The organism is Pseudomonas moorei, from assembly GCF_042846945.1.
GTDB classification, from domain to species: Bacteria; Pseudomonadota; Gammaproteobacteria; order Pseudomonadales; family Pseudomonadaceae; genus Aquipseudomonas; species Aquipseudomonas moorei.
In genome coordinates this window covers 6,413,848-6,430,299 of the sequence record NZ_AP035776.1, presented here as the reverse complement: position 1 = coordinate 6,430,299, position 16,452 = coordinate 6,413,848, and the positions used below count along the sequence as shown (strand labels likewise).

Here is a 16,452-nt window from a genome sequence, read left to right as displayed (position 1 = left end):
AATGCTTAGAAAGCAGCGAGTTTCGCGGGTGGCGCAAGCGACCCGATTGAGGAGATAGCATGATCGTTCGTCCCGTACGCAGCAGCGATTTACCCGCTCTGATCGACCTGGCCCGCAGCACCGGCACCGGCCTGACTACCTTGCCAGCCAACGAAGAGCGCCTGGCCCATCGGGTCGGTTGGGCCGAGAAGACTTTCCGCGGCGAAGCCGGGCGGGGCGATGCGGACTACCTGTTCGTACTCGAAGACGACGACGGTCGCGTGGTGGGCATTTCCGCCATCGCCGGTGCCGTAGGCCTGCGTGAGCCTTGGTACAACTTCCGCGTGGGGCTGACGGTCAGCGCCTCGCAGGAGCTGAAAATCTATCGCGAAATCCCGACGTTGTTCCTGGCCAACGACCTGACCGGTAACTCGGAGCTGTGCTCGCTGTTCCTGCACGCCGACTACCGCAGCGGTCTCAATGGCCGCATGCTGTCCAAGGCGCGGATGCTGTTCATTGCCGAATTCCCGCACCTGTTCGGCAACAAGATCATCGCCGAGATGCGCGGTGTGTCCGATGAAGCGGGGCGTTCGCCATTCTGGGAGAGCCTGGGTCGGCACTTCTTCAAAATGGAATTCAGCCAGGCCGATTACCTGACCGGCGTTGGCAACAAGGCGTTCATCGCCGAGCTGATGCCGAAATTCCCGTTGTACACCTGCTTCCTCTCTCCAGAGGCGCGCAACGTGATCGGTCAGGTTCATCCTGACACCGAGCCGGCGTTGGCGATGCTCAAGAGCGAAGGTTTCAGCTATCAAGGCTACGTCGACATCTTCGACGCCGGCCCGGCCATCGAGTGCGAAACCGGCAAGATCCGCGCGGTGCGCGACAGCCAGGCTCTGGTGCTGGCCATCGGCACGCCGGGTGATGACGCCACGCCTTTCATTATTCACAACCGCAAGCGCGAAGACTGCCGGATCACTGCCGCACCCGCACGCTTCGCCGCCGGTACGCTGGTGGTCGATCCGCTGACCGCCAAACGTCTTCAACTCAACGCCGGCGATCAAGTGCGCGCCGTTCCGTTGTCCGCTGCTCGGGAGTCGAAATAATGAAGTCGCTTTACATTGCAGGTGAATGGCTTGCCGGTCAGGGCGAAGCCTTTGAGTCGCTGAACCCGGTGACCCAGCAGGTGATCTGGTCCGGCGAAGGCGCCACCGCCGCTCAAGTTGAATCGGCCGTACAAGCGGCGCGCCAGGCGTTTCCGGGCTGGGCCCGTCGGACCCTGGAAGAACGTATTTCGGTGCTGGAGGCTTTTGCCGCGGCGTTGAAGCACAACGCTGACGAACTGGCCCGCACCATCGGCGAGGAAACCGGCAAACCCCTGTGGGAAGCGGCGACCGAAGTCACCAGCATGGTCAACAAAATTGCGATCTCGGTGCAGAGTTACCGCGAACGTACCGGCGAGAAGAGCGGCCCGCTGGGCGACGCCACCGCTGTTCTGCGTCACAAGCCACATGGCGTGGTGGCCGTGTTCGGTCCCTACAACTTCCCAGGTCACCTGCCCAACGGCCACATCGTGCCGGCGCTGCTGGCCGGTAACACGGTGCTGTTCAAGCCGAGCGAGCTGACGCCGAAAGTGGCCGAGTTGACGGTCAAGTGCTGGATTGAAGCCGGTTTGCCAGCCGGTGTGTTGAACCTGCTGCAAGGCGCTCGCGAAACCGGTATCGCCCTGGCGGCGAACCCTGGCATCGACGGTCTATTCTTCACCGGTTCCAGCCGTACCGGCAATCATCTGCACCAGCAGTTCGCCGGTCGTCCGGACAAGATCCTCGCGCTGGAAATGGGCGGCAACAACCCGCTGGTGGTCGATCAGGTCGCCGATCTCGATGCCGCTGTGTACACCATCATCCAGTCGGCATTCATTTCTGCCGGTCAACGTTGCACCTGCGCGCGCCGTCTGCTGGTGCCGCAAGGCGCTTGGGGCGACACCCTGCTGGCGCGTCTGGTGGCGGTCAGCTCGACTCTTTCCGTCGGGGCCTTCGATCAGCAACCTGCACCGTTCATGGGCTCGGTGATTTCCCTCGGCGCTGCCAAAGCACTGATGGACGCCCAGGCGCAATTGCTGGCTAACGGCGCGGTGTCGTTGCTGGAGATGACTCAGCCTCAGGCGCAATCTGCTTTGCTGACCCCCGGCATTCTGGATGTGACCGCCGTGGCGGATCGCCCGGACGAAGAGTTGTTTGGGCCGCTGCTGCAAGTGATCCGCTACGCTGATTTTGAATCGGCGATTGTTGAGGCTAACGACACTGCCTACGGTCTGGCCGCTGGCCTGTTGTCGGATTCCGAATCACGTTATCAGCAATTCTGGCTGGAGAGCCGGGCCGGTATCGTCAACTGGAACAAGCAGTTGACCGGTGCTGCCAGCAGCGCGCCATTCGGTGGTGTCGGCGCCTCGGGCAACCATCGGGCCAGCGCCTACTACGCTGCGGATTACTGCGCGTACCCGGTGGCCTCGCTGGAAACCCCGAGCCTGGTATTGCCTTCGGCCTTGACGCCGGGTGTCCAGCTTTAGTGCGCCAAGAGGCCCTTCGGGCCTCATCGCCGGCAAGCCGGCTCCTACAGGATGCATGTGATTTCTGTGGGACCTGGCTTGCCAGCGATCGGTCGCGAAGCGGCCGCCAATGCTTTGTTATTGATGCCTATAAAAAACAGATTCTCGTGGAGCCTCGCTGATGAAATCCTATGAAGTCAATTTTGACGGTCTAGTGGGGCCGACCCATAACTACGGTGGCCTGTCCTACGGCAACGTGGCGTCCCAGAGCAACAGCCAGCAGTCTTCGAACCCGAAGGAAGCTGCGCTGCAAGGCCTGGCAAAAATGAAAGCGCTGATGGAAATGGGCTTTCAGCAGGGCGTGCTGGCACCCCAAGAGCGCCCGGACGTAGCGGCACTGCGTCGCCTGGGTTTCAGTGGTACCGACGCTCAAGTCATCGAGCGCGCCGCCAAAGACGCCATGCCTCTGCTGGTTGCCAGTTGCTCGGCTTCGAGCATGTGGGTGGCCAACGCTGCTACCGTCAGCCCAAGTGCGGACACTGCCGATGGCCGCGTGCACTTCACCGCCGCCAACCTGAATTGCAAATACCACCGCAGCATCGAACACCCGACTACCAGTCGCGTACTGGGTGCGATGTTCGCCGACCAGAAGCACTTCGCGCACCACGCGGCTCTGCCGGCCGTGGCGCAGTTCGGTGATGAAGGCGCAGCCAACCACACTCGTTTCTGCCGTGAGTACGGCGAAGCCGGCGTTGAATTCTTCGTCTTCGGTCGCAGCGCGTTCGACACCCGCTACCCGGCACCGCAAAAGTACCCGGCGCGCCAGACCCTCGAAGCATCGCAAGCCGTTGCCCGTTTGCACGGTTTGAGCGATGACGGCGTGGTCTACGCCCAGCAGAATCCGTCGGTGATCGACCAGGGTGTATTCCACAATGATGTGATTGCCGTCGGTAATGGCGAGGTGCTGTTCTATCACGAGGACGCGTTCCTCGAGACCGAGCAGATGCTGGCCGAATTGCAGGGCAAGCTCGCCAGGGTCGGTGGCCAATTTCAGTCGATCTGCGTGCCGCGTTCCGCTGTAACCGTAGAAGACGCCGTTCGCTCTTACCTGTTCAATAGCCAGCTGCTGTCCCGTCCGGACGGCTCCATGCTGTTGATCGTGCCGGAAGAGTGCCGTGGCAATGAGCGTGTCTGGCAATACCTGCAGGGTTTGACCAGCTCCGGCGGGCTGATCCGCGAAGTGAAAGTCTTCGATCTCAAGCAGAGCATGCAGAACGGTGGTGGCCCGGCTTGCCTGCGTTTGCGCGTCGCTCTCAACGAAACCGAACTGGCGGCGGTCAATCCAGGGGTTATCATGACGGCACCGTTGTATGGCACGCTGACCGAATGGGTCGACAAGCACTACCGCGACCGCATGACCGAAAACGATCTGGCGGACCCGCAATTGCTGCTTGAGTGCCGGACGGCACTGGATGAACTGACACAAATCCTTAAACTGGGCTCGGTTTATCCATTCCAGATCAATTGATCGACGGCGCGCTCGGGCACGACAGCGCGCCGCTTCATCTCCAATGAGAGCGTAATTACATGAGCGACAAACTGCAGCTGATCCTTGAAGACACTGATGGCACGCAACTGGAAACTTCCTGCACCCGCGTCGCGGTCATGTGGCAAGGCAAAGAGCTGTGGATCCAGCACGATGGTCGTGGTCAATTGCTGATTGGCGTGGACGTCGAAGAAGGTGACGCCGAATACGCCAACCTGCTGCTGCGCCCATTGGCGACTAATCTGGTAAGTCTGCAACTGGAAATGGAACCGGCTGAGCTCGGTGACGACGATCACGTCCATGGTCCGGATTGCAATCACGATCACTAAGGAAACCGCTCTATGCTCGCCCTCGGCAAACTGCTTGAACTGACCCTCGCCGGCCGCGAACCGGCGGAGAAGACTCAACTGACTGTCGAAGGCGTGCGCATGCGCTGGTTGAGCGAGGGCGCGCTGGAGGTCCGGCCGCCTGAAGCTCGCGACAATGGTCTGGACCTGCTGCTGTCGGCGGGTATCCACGGTAACGAAACAGCGCCGATCGAGCTGCTCGACCGTCTGTTGCATGACATCGCTCGCGGTGATCTGAAACCGCGTGCTCGTATTCTGTTCCTGTTTGGCAACCCCGAAGCGATTCGCAAAGGCGAGCGCTTTGTCGAGCAGGACGTCAATCGGCTGTTCAACGGCCGTCACGAACAAAGCAGCGGCTCCGAAGCGTTGCGCGCCTGTGAACTGGAGCGCCTGGCGGCGAGTTTCTTCAGTCTGCCGGACCGCGACCGCCTGCACTATGACCTGCATACCGCCATTCGCGGCTCGAAAATCGAGCAGTTCGCGCTGTATCCGTGGAAGGAAGGTCGTCAGCATTCACGCCAGGAGCTGGCCCGTCTGCGCGCTGCGGGCATGGAAGCGGTGCTGCTGCAGAACAAGCCGTCCATCGTTTTCAGTTCCTACACCTACGACAAACTCGGTGCCGAGTCCTTCACGCTGGAGTTGGGCAAGGCGCGGCCATTCGGGCAGAACGACGGGGTGAACGTGTCCCGGCTGGAAACTCGCCTCAAACAGATCATTGAAGGCTCCGAGCCGGCGCTGAATGAAGTGGCGCTGGATGGCTTGAAACTGTTTAGCGTCGCGCGGGAAATCATCAAGCACAGCGACAATTTCCGACTGAACTTGCCATCGGACATTGAAAATTTTTCGGAACTGGAAGTGGGTTATCTGCTGGCCGAAGACATCGCCCAGACCCGCTGGATCATCGAGGAAGAGGGCGCCCGGATCATCTTCCCGAACCCCAAGGTGAAGAATGGCCTGCGTGCCGGCATTCTGATCGTGCCGACCACCGACGAAAATCTGGCCTGACCGGATAACCCCCTGTAGGAGCGAGCTTGCTCGCGATGGACTAGAGAACGCTGCGGGGTATCAGATACGCAGCGTTATCGTTGCAGACCATCGCGAGCAGGCTCGCTCCTACAGGTTTTTGCGGTGTTTAGACTGCTACCGCACGTGGTTCAGTGCGGCGCAGGCTGCGGATCTTGAGCAGCGTATCCGCGCAAGTCTTCGCCGCTTCCTGGCCTTTATGCACGAAATGCTCGAAGAAGAACTTGTGGTGTTCTTCACCGGCATGGAAGTGGTGCGGGGTCAGGGACACCGAGAACACCGGCACTTCGGTTTCCAGCTGAACCTGCATCAGGCCGCTGACCACTGACTGGGCGACGAATTCGTGACGGTAGATACCGCCGTCCACCACGAGGGCTGCCGCTACGATGCCGGCATAACGGCCGGTCTTGGCCAGCAGCTTGGCGTGCAGGGGCATTTCAAAGGCGCCGCCGACTTCGAAGAAGTCGATGTCGGATTCCTGATAACCCTGAGCAATCATTTCGCTGACGAAGCCTTTACGGCTCTGATCAACAATATCCTTGTGCCAGCAGGCCTGGATGAACGCAACGCGTTCGCCGTGATGGTTTTTGCTTTTGCTGTCGATTGCGGTGGGTTGCATGTTCTGACTCCTGTTTGTGTGAAAAACAGGGCGTTATGAATCGAATGGGATTTAAGGGTACGCAGGCACAAGTGCCTGCGGACGGCGCTTTGGTACAGAGCCTAGGCGGCGCCAATCCCGTTCTCTCTTCATCCGGACTATGACCGTCGGCCCCGGGATCACACCGGGTCTGCTGACCTTGCCGCCAGTCACCGCCGAAGCCGTACTGTCACCAAGCGCTCGCGGGCTATGCGCGTTGCGCGCAATTACCGCCGGTGGGGAGTTGCACCCCGCCCTGAGAACGTTTTGCCGCCAGATTGTTTGGCGGCGCAGCGTTTTTAACACATATTTCCTACGCACGCATCGATGCTTTCTGATGAATCTAATCGAATTATTCACTGGATTAAGCCGTCTTTTCCTTCCTTGAGGGTTGATTATTCATCGGCATGACCGCAGTAATTCTCTTCTGAAAGGGAATTCCCCTGATTACCGAGGCCAGATTCATGAGTGTTATCGATCTTCGCAGCGACACGGTCACCCAACCCACCGCCGGCATGCTCGACGCGATGGCCACAGCGGCCACCGGTGATGACGTCTATGGTGAGGATCCGACGGTCAATCGGCTGGAAGCCGAATTAGCCCGGCGTCTGGGTTTTGCCGCGGCGCTGTTCGTACCGACCGGCACGATGAGTAATTTGCTGGGACTGATGGCCCACTGCGAGCGCGGTGACGAGTACATCGTCGGTCAGCAGGCACACACTTATAAATACGAGGGTGGCGGCGCGGCAGTGCTCGGTTCGATCCAGCCGCAGCCACTGGAAGTGCAGGCCGATGGTTCGCTGGACCTGGCGCAGGTCGCTGCTGCCATCAAACCGGATGATTTTCACTTTGCCCGGACCCGGCTGCTGGCGCTGGAAAACACCATGCAGGGCAAGGTCTTGCCGCTGGAATATCTGGCAAGGGCGCGCCGTTTTACCCGTGAGCACGGGCTGCAACTGCATCTGGACGGCGCGCGGCTGTACAACGCAGCGGTCAAGCTCGGGGTCGACGCCCGGGAAATCACCCAGCATTTCGACTCCGTCTCGGTATGCCTGTCCAAAGGTCTGGGCGCGCCGGTGGGTTCGGTGTTGTGCGGCTCGGTCGAGTTGATAGGCAAGGCTCGGCGCCTGCGCAAGATGGTCGGCGGCGGCATGCGGCAGGCCGGGATTCTGGCGGCGGCAGGCCTGTACGCGCTGGATAACAACGTTCAGCGGCTGGCTGATGACCACACCAATGCGCAGTTGCTGGCCGAGGGCCTGCGCGGGGCAGGTTTTGAGGTCGAGCCGGTGCAGACCAACATGGTCTACGTGCAGATGGGCGACAAGGCCGAAGCGATCAAGGCGTTCGCTGACGCGCGCGGGATCAAGTTGAGCGCGGCTGCGCGTTTGCGAATGGTCACGCATATGGATGTCAGTGCGGCGCAAATCGAGCAGGTCGTCGCGACATTCGTCGACTTTTCGCGCAAGTGATAGCGTTAGCGCTCCAATTGACTGTTTCTATCGTATAAACACGCTGTACCCCGCGCGCAGGGCCGATATAATGCGGCCCTTTGCCGTCGCTTCGTCTGTTGACGTTTCGAACAGGCCTTTGGCCGCAGCCTCCGTGGAAGAACCTAATGAAAAGCGCAGAAATCCGTGAAGCCTTCCTTCGCTTCTTCGAAGAGCAAGGCCACACCCGTGTAGCCTCCAGCTCTTTGATTCCGGGCAACGACCCAACCCTGCTGTTCACCAACGCGGGGATGAACCAGTTCAAGGACTGTTTCCTGGGCCAGGAAAAGCGCGCGTACACCCGCGCGGTCAGCAGCCAGAAATGCGTGCGCGCCGGCGGCAAGCACAACGACCTGGAAAACGTCGGTTACACCGCCCGTCACCACACCTTCTTCGAAATGCTGGGTAACTTCAGCTTCGGTGACTACTTCAAGCGTGATGCCATCACCTACGCCTGGACCTTCCTGACTTCCGACAAATGGCTGAACCTGCCGAAGGAAAAGCTCTGGGTCACGGTCTATGCCAGCGATGACGAGGCGTACGACATCTGGACCAAGGAAATCGGCGTTCCGGCCGAGCGTATGGTTCGTATCGGCGACAACAAAGGCGCGCCTTACGCGTCCGACAACTTCTGGACCATGGGCGATACCGGCCCGTGCGGTCCTTGCACCGAGATTTTCTACGATCACGGCGCCGATATCTGGGGTGGCCCACCGGGCTCGCCGGAAGAAGATGGCGACCGTTACATCGAAATCTGGAACAACGTGTTCATGCAGTTCAACCGTACCGCCGATGGCGTGCTGCACCCGCTGCCAGCGCCGTCGGTAGATACCGGTATGGGCCTGGAGCGGATCAGTGCGGTGCTGCAGCACGTGCACTCGAACTATGAAATCGACCTGTTCCAGAGCCTGCTGAACGCATCGGCCAAGGCCATCGGTTGCACCAACGACGCACAGGCTTCCCTGAAAGTCGTGGCTGACCATATCCGTTCTTGCGGTTTCCTGATCGCTGACGGTGTGTTGCCGTCCAACGAAGGTCGTGGCTATGTACTGCGCCGGATCATTCGTCGCGCCTGCCGTCACGGCAACAAGCTGGGCGCCAAGGGCAGCTTCTTCTACCAGATCGTCGCGGCGCTGGTTGCCGAGATGGGCGAAGCCTTCCCTGAGTTGAAATCCCAGCAGGCGCACATCGAGCGCGTTCTGAAGGCTGAAGAAGAGCAATTTGCCAAGACCCTGGAGCAGGGCCTGAAAATCCTCGAGCAGGATCTCGCCGAGCTAAAAGGCGACGTGGTACCGGGCGATGTCGTGTTCAAGCTCTACGACACCTATGGTTTCCCGATGGACCTGACCGGTGACATCGCTCGCGAACGCAACCTGACCATCGACGAAGAAGGTTTCGAGCGCGAAATGGAAGCCCAGCGCGTCCGCGCTCGTTCTGCCAGCTCCTTCGGCATGGACTACAACAGTCTGGTCAAGGTGGATGTTGATACCGAGTTCACCGGATACCACGCCACCAGCGGCTCGGCGAAAGTCATTGCCCTCTATAAAGACGGGCAATCGGTCGATGTATTGAGCGAAGGCGAAGAGGGCGTGGTGGTTTTGAACCAGACCCCGTTCTACGCTGAGTCCGGCGGCCAGGTCGGCGATTGCGGTTACCTGCAAGCCGGTGCTTCCCGCTTCGACGTACGTGACACCACCAAGACCGGTGGCGCGTTCCTGCATCACGGTGTGCTGGCGTCGGGTAGCCTGTTGATCGGTGCGCCGGTAGAAACCCACGTTGAGGCTGACGTGCGTCACGCCACCTCGCTGAACCACTCGGCCACCCACTTGCTGCACGCCGCATTGCGTCAGGTGCTGGGCGATCACGTTCAGCAGAAAGGCTCGCTGGTTGACAGTCAGCGCCTGCGTTTCGACTTCAGCCACTTCGAGGCGATCAAGCCGGAACAGCTCAAGGCGCTGGAAGAGATCGTCAATGCCGAGATTCGCAAGAACTCTGCGGTTGAAACCGAAGAGACCGATATCGAAACCGCCAAGAAGAAAGGCGCCATGGCGCTGTTCGGCGAGAAGTACGGCGACAACGTTCGTGTGCTGAGCATGGGCGGTAATTTCTCCGTCGAATTGTGCGGCGGTATCCACGCTAACCGTACCGGCGACATCGGCTTGCTGAAAATCATCAGCGAAGGCGGTGTGGCGTCTGGTGTGCGTCGTATCGAGGCAGTCACCGGTGCTGCGGCACTGGCCTACTTGAACGCTGCAGAAGAGCAACTCAAGGAAGCGGCCAGCCTGGTCAAGGGCAGCCGCGATAACCTGATCGACAAGTTGTCGGCTGTGCTGGAGCGCAACCGTCTGCTGGAGAAACAACTCGAGCAATTGCAAGCCAAGGCTGCCAGCGCCGCGGGCGACGATTTGTCGGCGCAAGCGCAGGACGTCAACGGCGTGAAAGTGCTGTCCGTGCGTCTGGACGGTCAGGACGGTAAGGCGCTGCTGGCGCTGGTCGATCAACTGAAAAACAAACTCGGCCGCGCAGTGATCCTGCTCGGCAGTGTCCATGAGGAAAAGGTCGTACTGGTTGCAGGTGTAACCAAAGACCTGACTGGCCAACTCAAAGCCGGTGATTTGATGAAGCAAGCCGCTGCGGCGGTGGGCGGGAAGGGCGGTGGTCGTCCAGACATGGCGCAGGGCGGCGGTACCGACGCTGGCGCACTGGATGCAGCACTGGCGCTGACCGTTCCATTTGTAGAGCAGGGTTTATAAGGCAGTGCTTTCGGCCCGCAGTCTAGTGGCGGGCCGCAACGCTGTTTGAGTGATTATTTGGGCGCCCTTCATGGGCAGAGGCGGCTTTGAAATGGCTTTGATCGTACAGAAATTTGGAGGCACCTCGGTCGGCACTGTCGAGAGAATCGAGCAGGTCGCCGACAAGGTTAAGAAATTCCGCGATGCTGGCGATGACCTGGTGGTTGTGCTGTCTGCAATGAGCGGCGAAACCAACCGTCTGATCGATCTGGCCAAGCAAATCAGTGGCGACGGACAACCGGTTCCGCGCGAACTGGACGTGATCGTTTCTACCGGTGAGCAGGTGACGATTGCCCTGTTGGCCATGGCGCTGATCAAGCGCGGTGTGCCGGCGGTGTCGTATACCGGTAATCAGGTGCGGATTCTGACGGATAGCGCTCACAATAAAGCGCGTATCTTGCAGATCGATGACCAGAAGATTCGCGGCGACCTGAAGGCTGGCCGTGTGGTTGTCGTCGCTGGTTTCCAGGGTGTCGACGAGCACGGCAACATCACGACCCTGGGTCGTGGCGGTTCAGACACCACCGGCGTAGCACTGGCGGCAGCCTTGAAGGCTGATGAGTGCCAGATCTACACCGACGTCGACGGCGTCTACACCACTGACCCGCGCGTCGTGTCCGTGGCTCAGCGCCTGGACAAGATTACCTTCGAAGAGATGCTGGAAATGGCCAGCCTCGGTTCCAAGGTTTTGCAGATCCGTGCGGTCGAGTTCGCCGGTAAGTACAACGTTCCGCTGCGCGTACTGCACAGCTTCAAGGAGGGTCCGGGCACCCTCATTACTATTGATGAAGAGGAAACCATGGAACAGCCGATCATTTCCGGCATCGCTTTCAACCGCGATGAAGCCAAGCTGACCATCCGTGGCGTGCCAGACACCCCGGGCGTTGCGTTCAAGATTCTCGGCCCGATCAGCGCCGCGAACATCGAAGTCGATATGATCGTGCAGAACGTCGCGCACGATAACACCACCGACTTCACCTTCACCGTGCACCGTAACGACTACCAGGCCGCGCAATCGGTGCTGGAAAACACTGCTCGCGAGATCGGTGCCCGTGAAGTCGTGGGTGACACCAAGATCGCCAAGGTTTCGATCGTCGGCGTAGGCATGCGCTCACACGCAGGCGTAGCTAGCCGCATGTTCGAATCCCTGGCCAAGGAAAGCATCAACATCCAGATGATCTCGACCTCGGAAATCAAAGTCTCCGTGGTGATCGAAGAGAAGTACCTGGAACTGGCTGTGCGCGCCCTGCACACGGCTTTCGAACTGGACGCACCGGCCCGCCAGGGCGAGTGATGCGTTTGCCAAAAGGCGCGGTCTGACCGCGCTTTTTGTTTTTTGAATGGCGTGACCCTCGAGACTGTTCTTTTGCTCGCGCTAGTCAATACTCAGGCATGTAGGCCATGACCGATTTTGGTTGTAGGTCGAGTGCCTTTTTTTTGCAGACTGTTGTCCCTGAAATGTAAGGCGTGAGGAGAAAGGTATGCTGATTCTGACTCGTCGGTGCGCAGAAAGCCTGATTATTGGTGATGGCGAAATCACCGTGACCGTGCTCGGCGTCAAAGGAAATCAAGTGCGTATTGGTGTGAACGCCCCCAAAGAGGTGGCTGTGCACCGTGAGGAAATCTACCTGCGTATCAAGAAAGAGAAGGACGAAGAACCAAGCCATTAATTTTTATCGTTTTTTATGTTTGCAAACGGGGAAGAAGCTGGTTAATATACGCCCCGTGTTGCGGAGAGCTGGCCGAGTGGCCGAAGGCGCTCCCCTGCTAAGGGAGTACACCTCAAAAGGGTGTCGGGGGTTCGAATCCCCCGTTCTCCGCCATTATTTTCGTAGTACGTTGTAATCTGGCTTCTTCGGTAAGTTGTTGAAATTACTAGAAAAAAGCGCTTTACAAACAGATTGAACGGCCTATAATGCGCGGCAACAAATGCACTCGTAGCTCAGCTGGATAGAGTACTCGGCTACGAACCGAGCGGTCACAGGTTCGAATCCTGTCGAGTGCACCATTTAAGAGTTGTTTGCAGTAATGTGAATGACTTGGCTTAAACCAGTTGTGATCTGGTATAAAAACACAAAATGCACTCGTAGCTCAGCTGGATAGAGTACTCGGCTACGAACCGAGCGGTCACAGGTTCGAATCCTGTCGAGTGCACCATACAACAGAAAGCCCGCATTTAATGCGGGCTTTTTGCCGTCTGGGATTTGGCTTTTCCTTTCGTGCACCCTCTTGCATCAAACTCTACGTTTGCACTTCGACCTCGCTTGGTGTCATAGCGAAAGCTCGTGGCCGAATTCCGGATGCTGATCTTGTCTGGTTTGCCCAAGGCGCTTTCGACGTCTTGTTGGCTCATGCCGGCAACGATGCGCTGATTGATGATTGCTTCTCGGCGTTCCCTGGCGCTGATCAGGTTTCCACATTTGTCTTCTGGCTGACCGATGACAGCCGGTTCGCGGTTTGTGAGTTTTCTTCCTGCTATTTCTCGATGGCTGGCTTCCGGTATGAGTGCGAGTGCCGTGCCGGGTGAGTAGGTTTGTACTTCCTGGGGTGAAAGCTGCTCACCGGCTTTGCAGCTCATTGTGGTGAAGGTTATGCGTCCGCCTGGTGCCTCACAGCGATGGATAGTGGTAGCGCGCTGCAAGTGGCAGGCAGAGAAGGGGGATCAGTAAAAGGCGGGATGATTTTTGTAGCATTCGACGTCCTCCGTGACAGTACTCGTCCAAAGGTAGCTGCTACATTTTCAGTTGCCGGTGTGTTTTCTTTTCAGGATGAGTCGTCGCAGTTTGAAGGATCAGGATGGCACTCAAGATTGTTTCGCAAGCGCTTGTTTCAGCCACGATTTTTTAACGTTTAAAACCGTCGGGCGGTGTTATCATTGCGCCCGTCAGCCCCGCCGGGGCTTGTGGAATACCTCCATGGACTTACCCAGTAGTTACTCAATACCCCGTTTTTCCAATCATGAATTGACTGATTGATGCTTCCGGCGTGCCCCGCTGCTGGGAGTGGAGTTCGCCTATGTCTGAAGTTGAAGTAAAGAAAACGCAAGAAAGCTTGCAGGACCGCCTTGCTCAAGTTGTTGAGCTGTTGCAGCGTCAGCGAGTAGTAGAAGACCTGACTCATCGCCAGGAAGGCCCGCATCACGATCGGGTCGAGAATCTGGTTCACCGGCAGAACCTCGTCGAATTGCAACGCAAACTCGATGATCTGCACTCCGCTGACGTCGCCTATATCCTTGAAGCCTTGCCACTGGACGATCGTCTGACGCTTTGGCAGTTGGTCAAGGCTGATCGTGACGGCGACATTCTTCTTGAAGTATCTGACTCGGTCCGTGAAACCCTGATCGCCGACATGGACGATCAGGAGCTTCTGGCCGCTGCCAAGGACATGGATGCCGACGAACTTGCTGACTTGGCCTCTGAGCTGCCGCGAGATGTCGTCCATGAGCTGATGGAAACGCTCGATGGTCAGCAGCGTGAGCGTGTTCGCTCCGCATTGTCCTACGACGAGGATCAAGTCGGTGCATTGATGGACTTCGAGATGGTGACCATCCGCGAGGATGTCAGTCTCGAAGTGGTTTTGCGCTACCTGCGGCGTCTCAAGGAGCTGCCCGGTCATACCGACAAACTGTTTGTGGTTGATTACGACGGCGTCCTCAAGGGGGTTTTGCCGATCAAGCGTTTGCTGGTTAACGACCCGGAAAAGCAAGTATCTGAGGTTATGGCCAGCGATCCGGTGAGCTTTCATCCGGATGAGGAGGCCTATGATGCCGCGCAGGCGTTTGAGCGATACGATCTTATTTCTGCACCTGTTGTAGACAAAAACGGGAAATTGATCGGTCGACTGACTATCGATGAAATGGTCGACCTGATTCGTGAGGAGGGTGAGAGCGAAGTTCTCAATATGGCGGGTCTGCGCGAAGAAGAAGATATTTTCGCGTCCGTCTGGAAGTCCCTACGTAACCGTTGGGCCTGGTTGGCGGTGAATCTGATCACCGCATTCGTCGCATCTCGGGTGATTGGCCTTTTCGAGGGCTCAATCGAGAAGCTGGTGGCGCTTGCGGCGCTTATGCCAATTGTGGCGGGTATCGGGGGCAATTCCGGCAATCAAACCATCACCATGATTGTTCGGGCGATGGCGTTGGATCAAGTCAGTACCGGCAATACGTCACGGCTGATGCGCAAAGAGTTGGCGGTTGCGCTGATTAATGGTCTGATCTGGGGTGGTGTGATCGGCATTGTCGCCTATCTTCTGTACAGCAGTTGGTCTTTGGGTGTGGTAATGACCGCAGCCATGACGCTCAATTTACTGCTTGCGGCGTTGATGGGCGTTTTGATCCCCATGACATTAGTGCGGCTTGGGCGCGATCCTGCCATGGGCTCCAGTGTGATGATCACGGCCGTGACTGACAGTGGTGGGTTCTTTATCTTCCTTGGTCTGGCAACGATCTTCCTGCTCTGAGATGCTTTTTTAAAGCCCGCTTACCGGCGGGTTTTTTTATGCCTGAATTTTGGGCAAAAAAAAGCCAGCGATTAGGCTGGCTTGAGCTTTCAGGTAATTACGAGGCGTCTGCGGCCATTTCGGCGTCATGTGCAATCAGCGAAACGAGTGCGTTTTGCTGGCGGTGGGAGAGTTGGCGGAAGCGTTGCAGCAATTCACGTTCGTGCAGTGAAAGTTCCGGGCTGTCCAGGCGCATGCTTAATTCTTCGCCCAGTGCACCCTCCTGAATGAGGCTCTGCTCAAGGCGCGCGATGATTTCGGAGTTCATGCTACGGTGATGATTGCGAGCCACCTCGGCAATGCGTTCACGCATTCCGTCTGGCAGACGTACGACGAACTTGTCAGCCGTACGGCTGGAATAAATTGCCTGTTTCAATGGGCGCATATATTTAACCGGTTAGTTCAGGGGAGCGGTTCTCGGGATTGGCCGCAGGATGTCTGATAGGACAAGCGCTCTGGCCAAATGTTCAACCTGAATTGATAAAGGCCCGCATCATGCCTCAAATTAGCCAGATCCTTGGCGTCAATTCTGTGACAAATATTGAACTGGATAAAGGCGTTATGCCAGCACCAATTATCAGAAATGCGGGCTGGGTTGAAAAGTTTGCCCAAGCGCGTATTGCTGACCGCGTCCTTCTGCCCGACAGTGGATGTCATGAAATCTGAAGGGCAAGTCATGCGAATTCAATTACTGTTCCTTACCTCTACAGGATAGTGGCAAATGGCCGATTTACTAGGGGTAGCTGCGCAGTCAATGCTTTTTAGGATGGATGGTGAGTCGTTCGCCATAGGGTGGGCGTGGATCCTTGGGAAAAACATCGTCATGCGGGTGGGCTTTTTTGCGTCGCGGTGAGCTCGCGATGAAGCGGAGGCATCTGCCTACACTTAAAATGCCTAAGGACGACATGACAAAGGCATGGTTGCCCGTTAACATGCACGCCGTCCCTTGCTTCGCGTGTTCTCGCGGGCAGCTTGTGTCTCAGTAGCTCAATTGGATAGAGCATCCCCCTCCTAAGGGGAAGGTTGGCAGTTCGAACCTGCCCTGGGACACCATTTCATTTGTAATTTCCAATTTCATCATTGCCTGTTGGTCATTATTCGGTGACTGCTGCGTATTGTCGTTCCTTTCCGCTTAGTCGCTTCTATATAGAGAGGCGATAGGGAGAGGGTCTTTCCTCCCTTCCGTAAGTAATTGATATAAAAACCAAATCAGTGCTTGACGGCAGATTCTGGAGGCCTATAATTCGCCCCACTTCCGGCGCAGTCGAAACGGAAAACTCCTTGATAAACAATGAGTTACGCAGTTTTCGGCAGCAGGTTGCTTCAGGTCATCGAAGTACGAAGGAAGTTGAAAAAGAGGTGTTGACAGCAGCGAGTAACGCTGTAGAATTCGCATCCCGCTGACGAGAGATCGAAAGCGCAAGTGGTTGAAGTTGTTAAGTTTTCCTTGAAAACTTCTGAAAATAATCACTTGACAGCAAATGAGGCTGCTGTAGAATGCGCGCCTCGGTTGAGACAAAGCTCTTAACCAACCGCTCTTTAACAACTGAATCAAGCAATTCGTGTGGGTGCTTGTGGAGTCAGACTGCTAGTCAA

At 57.5% G+C, this 16,452-nt stretch carries 13 protein-coding genes, 4 tRNA genes, 1 pseudogene and 1 riboswitch; of the genes and pseudogenes, 15 read left to right on the top strand and 3 right to left on the bottom strand.

Annotated features, from left to right (window positions below):
• Window positions 1-59: 59 nt before the first annotated feature.
• The 5 genes from astA to astE all read left to right on the top strand — a co-directional run bounded on the left by astA (window position 60) and on the right by astE (window position 5,425).
• Window positions 60-1,085, top strand: coding sequence for an arginine N-succinyltransferase (gene astA / locus ACGJAX_RS30015; RefSeq protein WP_090324582.1), 1,026 nt, complete (start codon window positions 60-62; stop codon window positions 1,083-1,085).
• Window positions 1,082-2,548 carry a succinylglutamate-semialdehyde dehydrogenase gene (astD, locus tag ACGJAX_RS30010; protein WP_390960029.1) on the top strand — a complete coding sequence of 489 codons (1,467 nt, stop codon included), beginning with the start codon at window positions 1,082-1,084 and terminating at the stop codon, window positions 2,546-2,548. The genes astA and astD overlap by 4 nt, the downstream gene beginning before the upstream one ends.
• Window positions 2,549-2,708: 160 nt before the next feature.
• On the top strand, window positions 2,709-4,055 hold the full coding sequence (gene astB, locus ACGJAX_RS30005; RefSeq protein ID WP_247258098.1) for an N-succinylarginine dihydrolase: 1,347 nt from the start codon (window positions 2,709-2,711) through the stop codon (window positions 4,053-4,055).
• Window positions 4,056-4,114: 59 nt separating this feature from the next.
• Window positions 4,115-4,402: a topoisomerase II gene (locus ACGJAX_RS30000; protein WP_090324577.1), complete on the top strand. Its 288-nt coding sequence runs from the start codon at window positions 4,115-4,117 to the stop codon at window positions 4,400-4,402.
• A gap of 12 nt (window positions 4,403-4,414) precedes the next feature.
• A complete protein-coding gene (astE, locus tag ACGJAX_RS29995; protein ID WP_248916911.1) occupies window positions 4,415-5,425 on the top strand; it encodes a succinylglutamate desuccinylase in 1,011 nt (336 codons plus the stop codon).
• Between the two features lie 127 nt (window positions 5,426-5,552).
• Here astE and ACGJAX_RS29990 read toward each other — a convergent pair whose 3' ends face one another.
• Entirely contained in the window at window positions 5,553-6,062 is a 510-nt protein-coding gene (locus tag ACGJAX_RS29990; protein ID WP_090324574.1) for a 6,7-dimethyl-8-ribityllumazine synthase, read from the bottom strand.
• A 115-nt stretch (window positions 6,063-6,177) separates the two neighbouring features.
• Window positions 6,178-6,348: riboswitch (FMN riboswitch) on the bottom strand.
• Between the two features lie 196 nt (window positions 6,349-6,544).
• Between ACGJAX_RS29990 and ltaE the strand changes: the two genes are divergently transcribed.
• The 7 genes from ltaE (at window position 6,545) to ACGJAX_RS29955 (ending at window position 12,516) form a co-directional block, all read left to right on the top strand.
• Window positions 6,545-7,549 (top strand): low-specificity L-threonine aldolase, encoded by a 1,005-nt coding sequence (gene ltaE, locus ACGJAX_RS29985; protein ID WP_390957084.1) that lies wholly within the window; start codon window positions 6,545-6,547, stop codon window positions 7,547-7,549.
• 146 nt (window positions 7,550-7,695) lie between these two features.
• Window positions 7,696-10,320: an alanine--tRNA ligase gene (gene alaS / locus ACGJAX_RS29980; RefSeq protein ID WP_390957083.1), complete on the top strand. Its 2,625-nt coding sequence runs from the start codon at window positions 7,696-7,698 to the stop codon at window positions 10,318-10,320.
• A gap of 91 nt (window positions 10,321-10,411) precedes the next feature.
• A complete protein-coding gene (locus ACGJAX_RS29975) occupies window positions 10,412-11,653 on the top strand; it encodes an aspartate kinase (RefSeq protein ID WP_007934911.1) in 1,242 nt (413 codons plus the stop codon).
• Window positions 11,654-11,840: 187 nt separating this feature from the next.
• Complete coding sequence (csrA, locus tag ACGJAX_RS29970) at window positions 11,841-12,029, top strand: carbon storage regulator CsrA (protein WP_002554426.1); 189 nt, start codon at window positions 11,841-11,843, stop codon at window positions 12,027-12,029.
• 62 nt (window positions 12,030-12,091) lie between these two features.
• Window positions 12,092-12,182 (top strand) — tRNA-Ser (locus ACGJAX_RS29965).
• 108 nt (window positions 12,183-12,290) lie between these two features.
• Window positions 12,291-12,367, top strand: a tRNA-Arg gene (locus tag ACGJAX_RS29960).
• Between the two features lie 72 nt (window positions 12,368-12,439).
• Window positions 12,440-12,516 (top strand) — tRNA-Arg (locus ACGJAX_RS29955).
• Window positions 12,517-12,535: 19 nt separating this feature from the next.
• On the opposite strand, the pseudogene ACGJAX_RS29950 reads toward ACGJAX_RS29955, so the two are convergent.
• A pseudogene (locus tag ACGJAX_RS29950) lies at window positions 12,536-13,052 on the bottom strand (cell envelope protein SmpA).
• A 322-nt stretch (window positions 13,053-13,374) separates the two neighbouring features.
• Here ACGJAX_RS29950 and mgtE point away from each other — a divergent pair.
• Entirely contained in the window at window positions 13,375-14,817 is a 1,443-nt protein-coding gene (mgtE, locus tag ACGJAX_RS29945; protein ID WP_247258094.1) for a magnesium transporter, read from the top strand.
• 97 nt (window positions 14,818-14,914) lie between these two features.
• Here the strand turns inward: mgtE and ACGJAX_RS29940 are convergent, their stop codons facing one another.
• Window positions 14,915-15,241, bottom strand: coding sequence for an Arc family DNA-binding protein (locus ACGJAX_RS29940; RefSeq protein WP_003178899.1), 327 nt, complete (start codon window positions 15,239-15,241; stop codon window positions 14,915-14,917).
• A 110-nt stretch (window positions 15,242-15,351) separates the two neighbouring features.
• Here ACGJAX_RS29940 and ACGJAX_RS29935 point away from each other — a divergent pair, with 110 nt between their 5' ends.
• Together ACGJAX_RS29935 and ACGJAX_RS29930 are read left to right on the top strand one after the other, a co-directional pair.
• Entirely contained in the window at window positions 15,352-15,522 is a 171-nt protein-coding gene (locus tag ACGJAX_RS29935; protein ID WP_162842380.1) for a hypothetical protein, read from the top strand.
• Between the two features lie 310 nt (window positions 15,523-15,832).
• A tRNA-Arg gene (locus ACGJAX_RS29930) sits at window positions 15,833-15,909 on the top strand.
• Window positions 15,910-16,452: the final 543 nt, after the last annotated feature.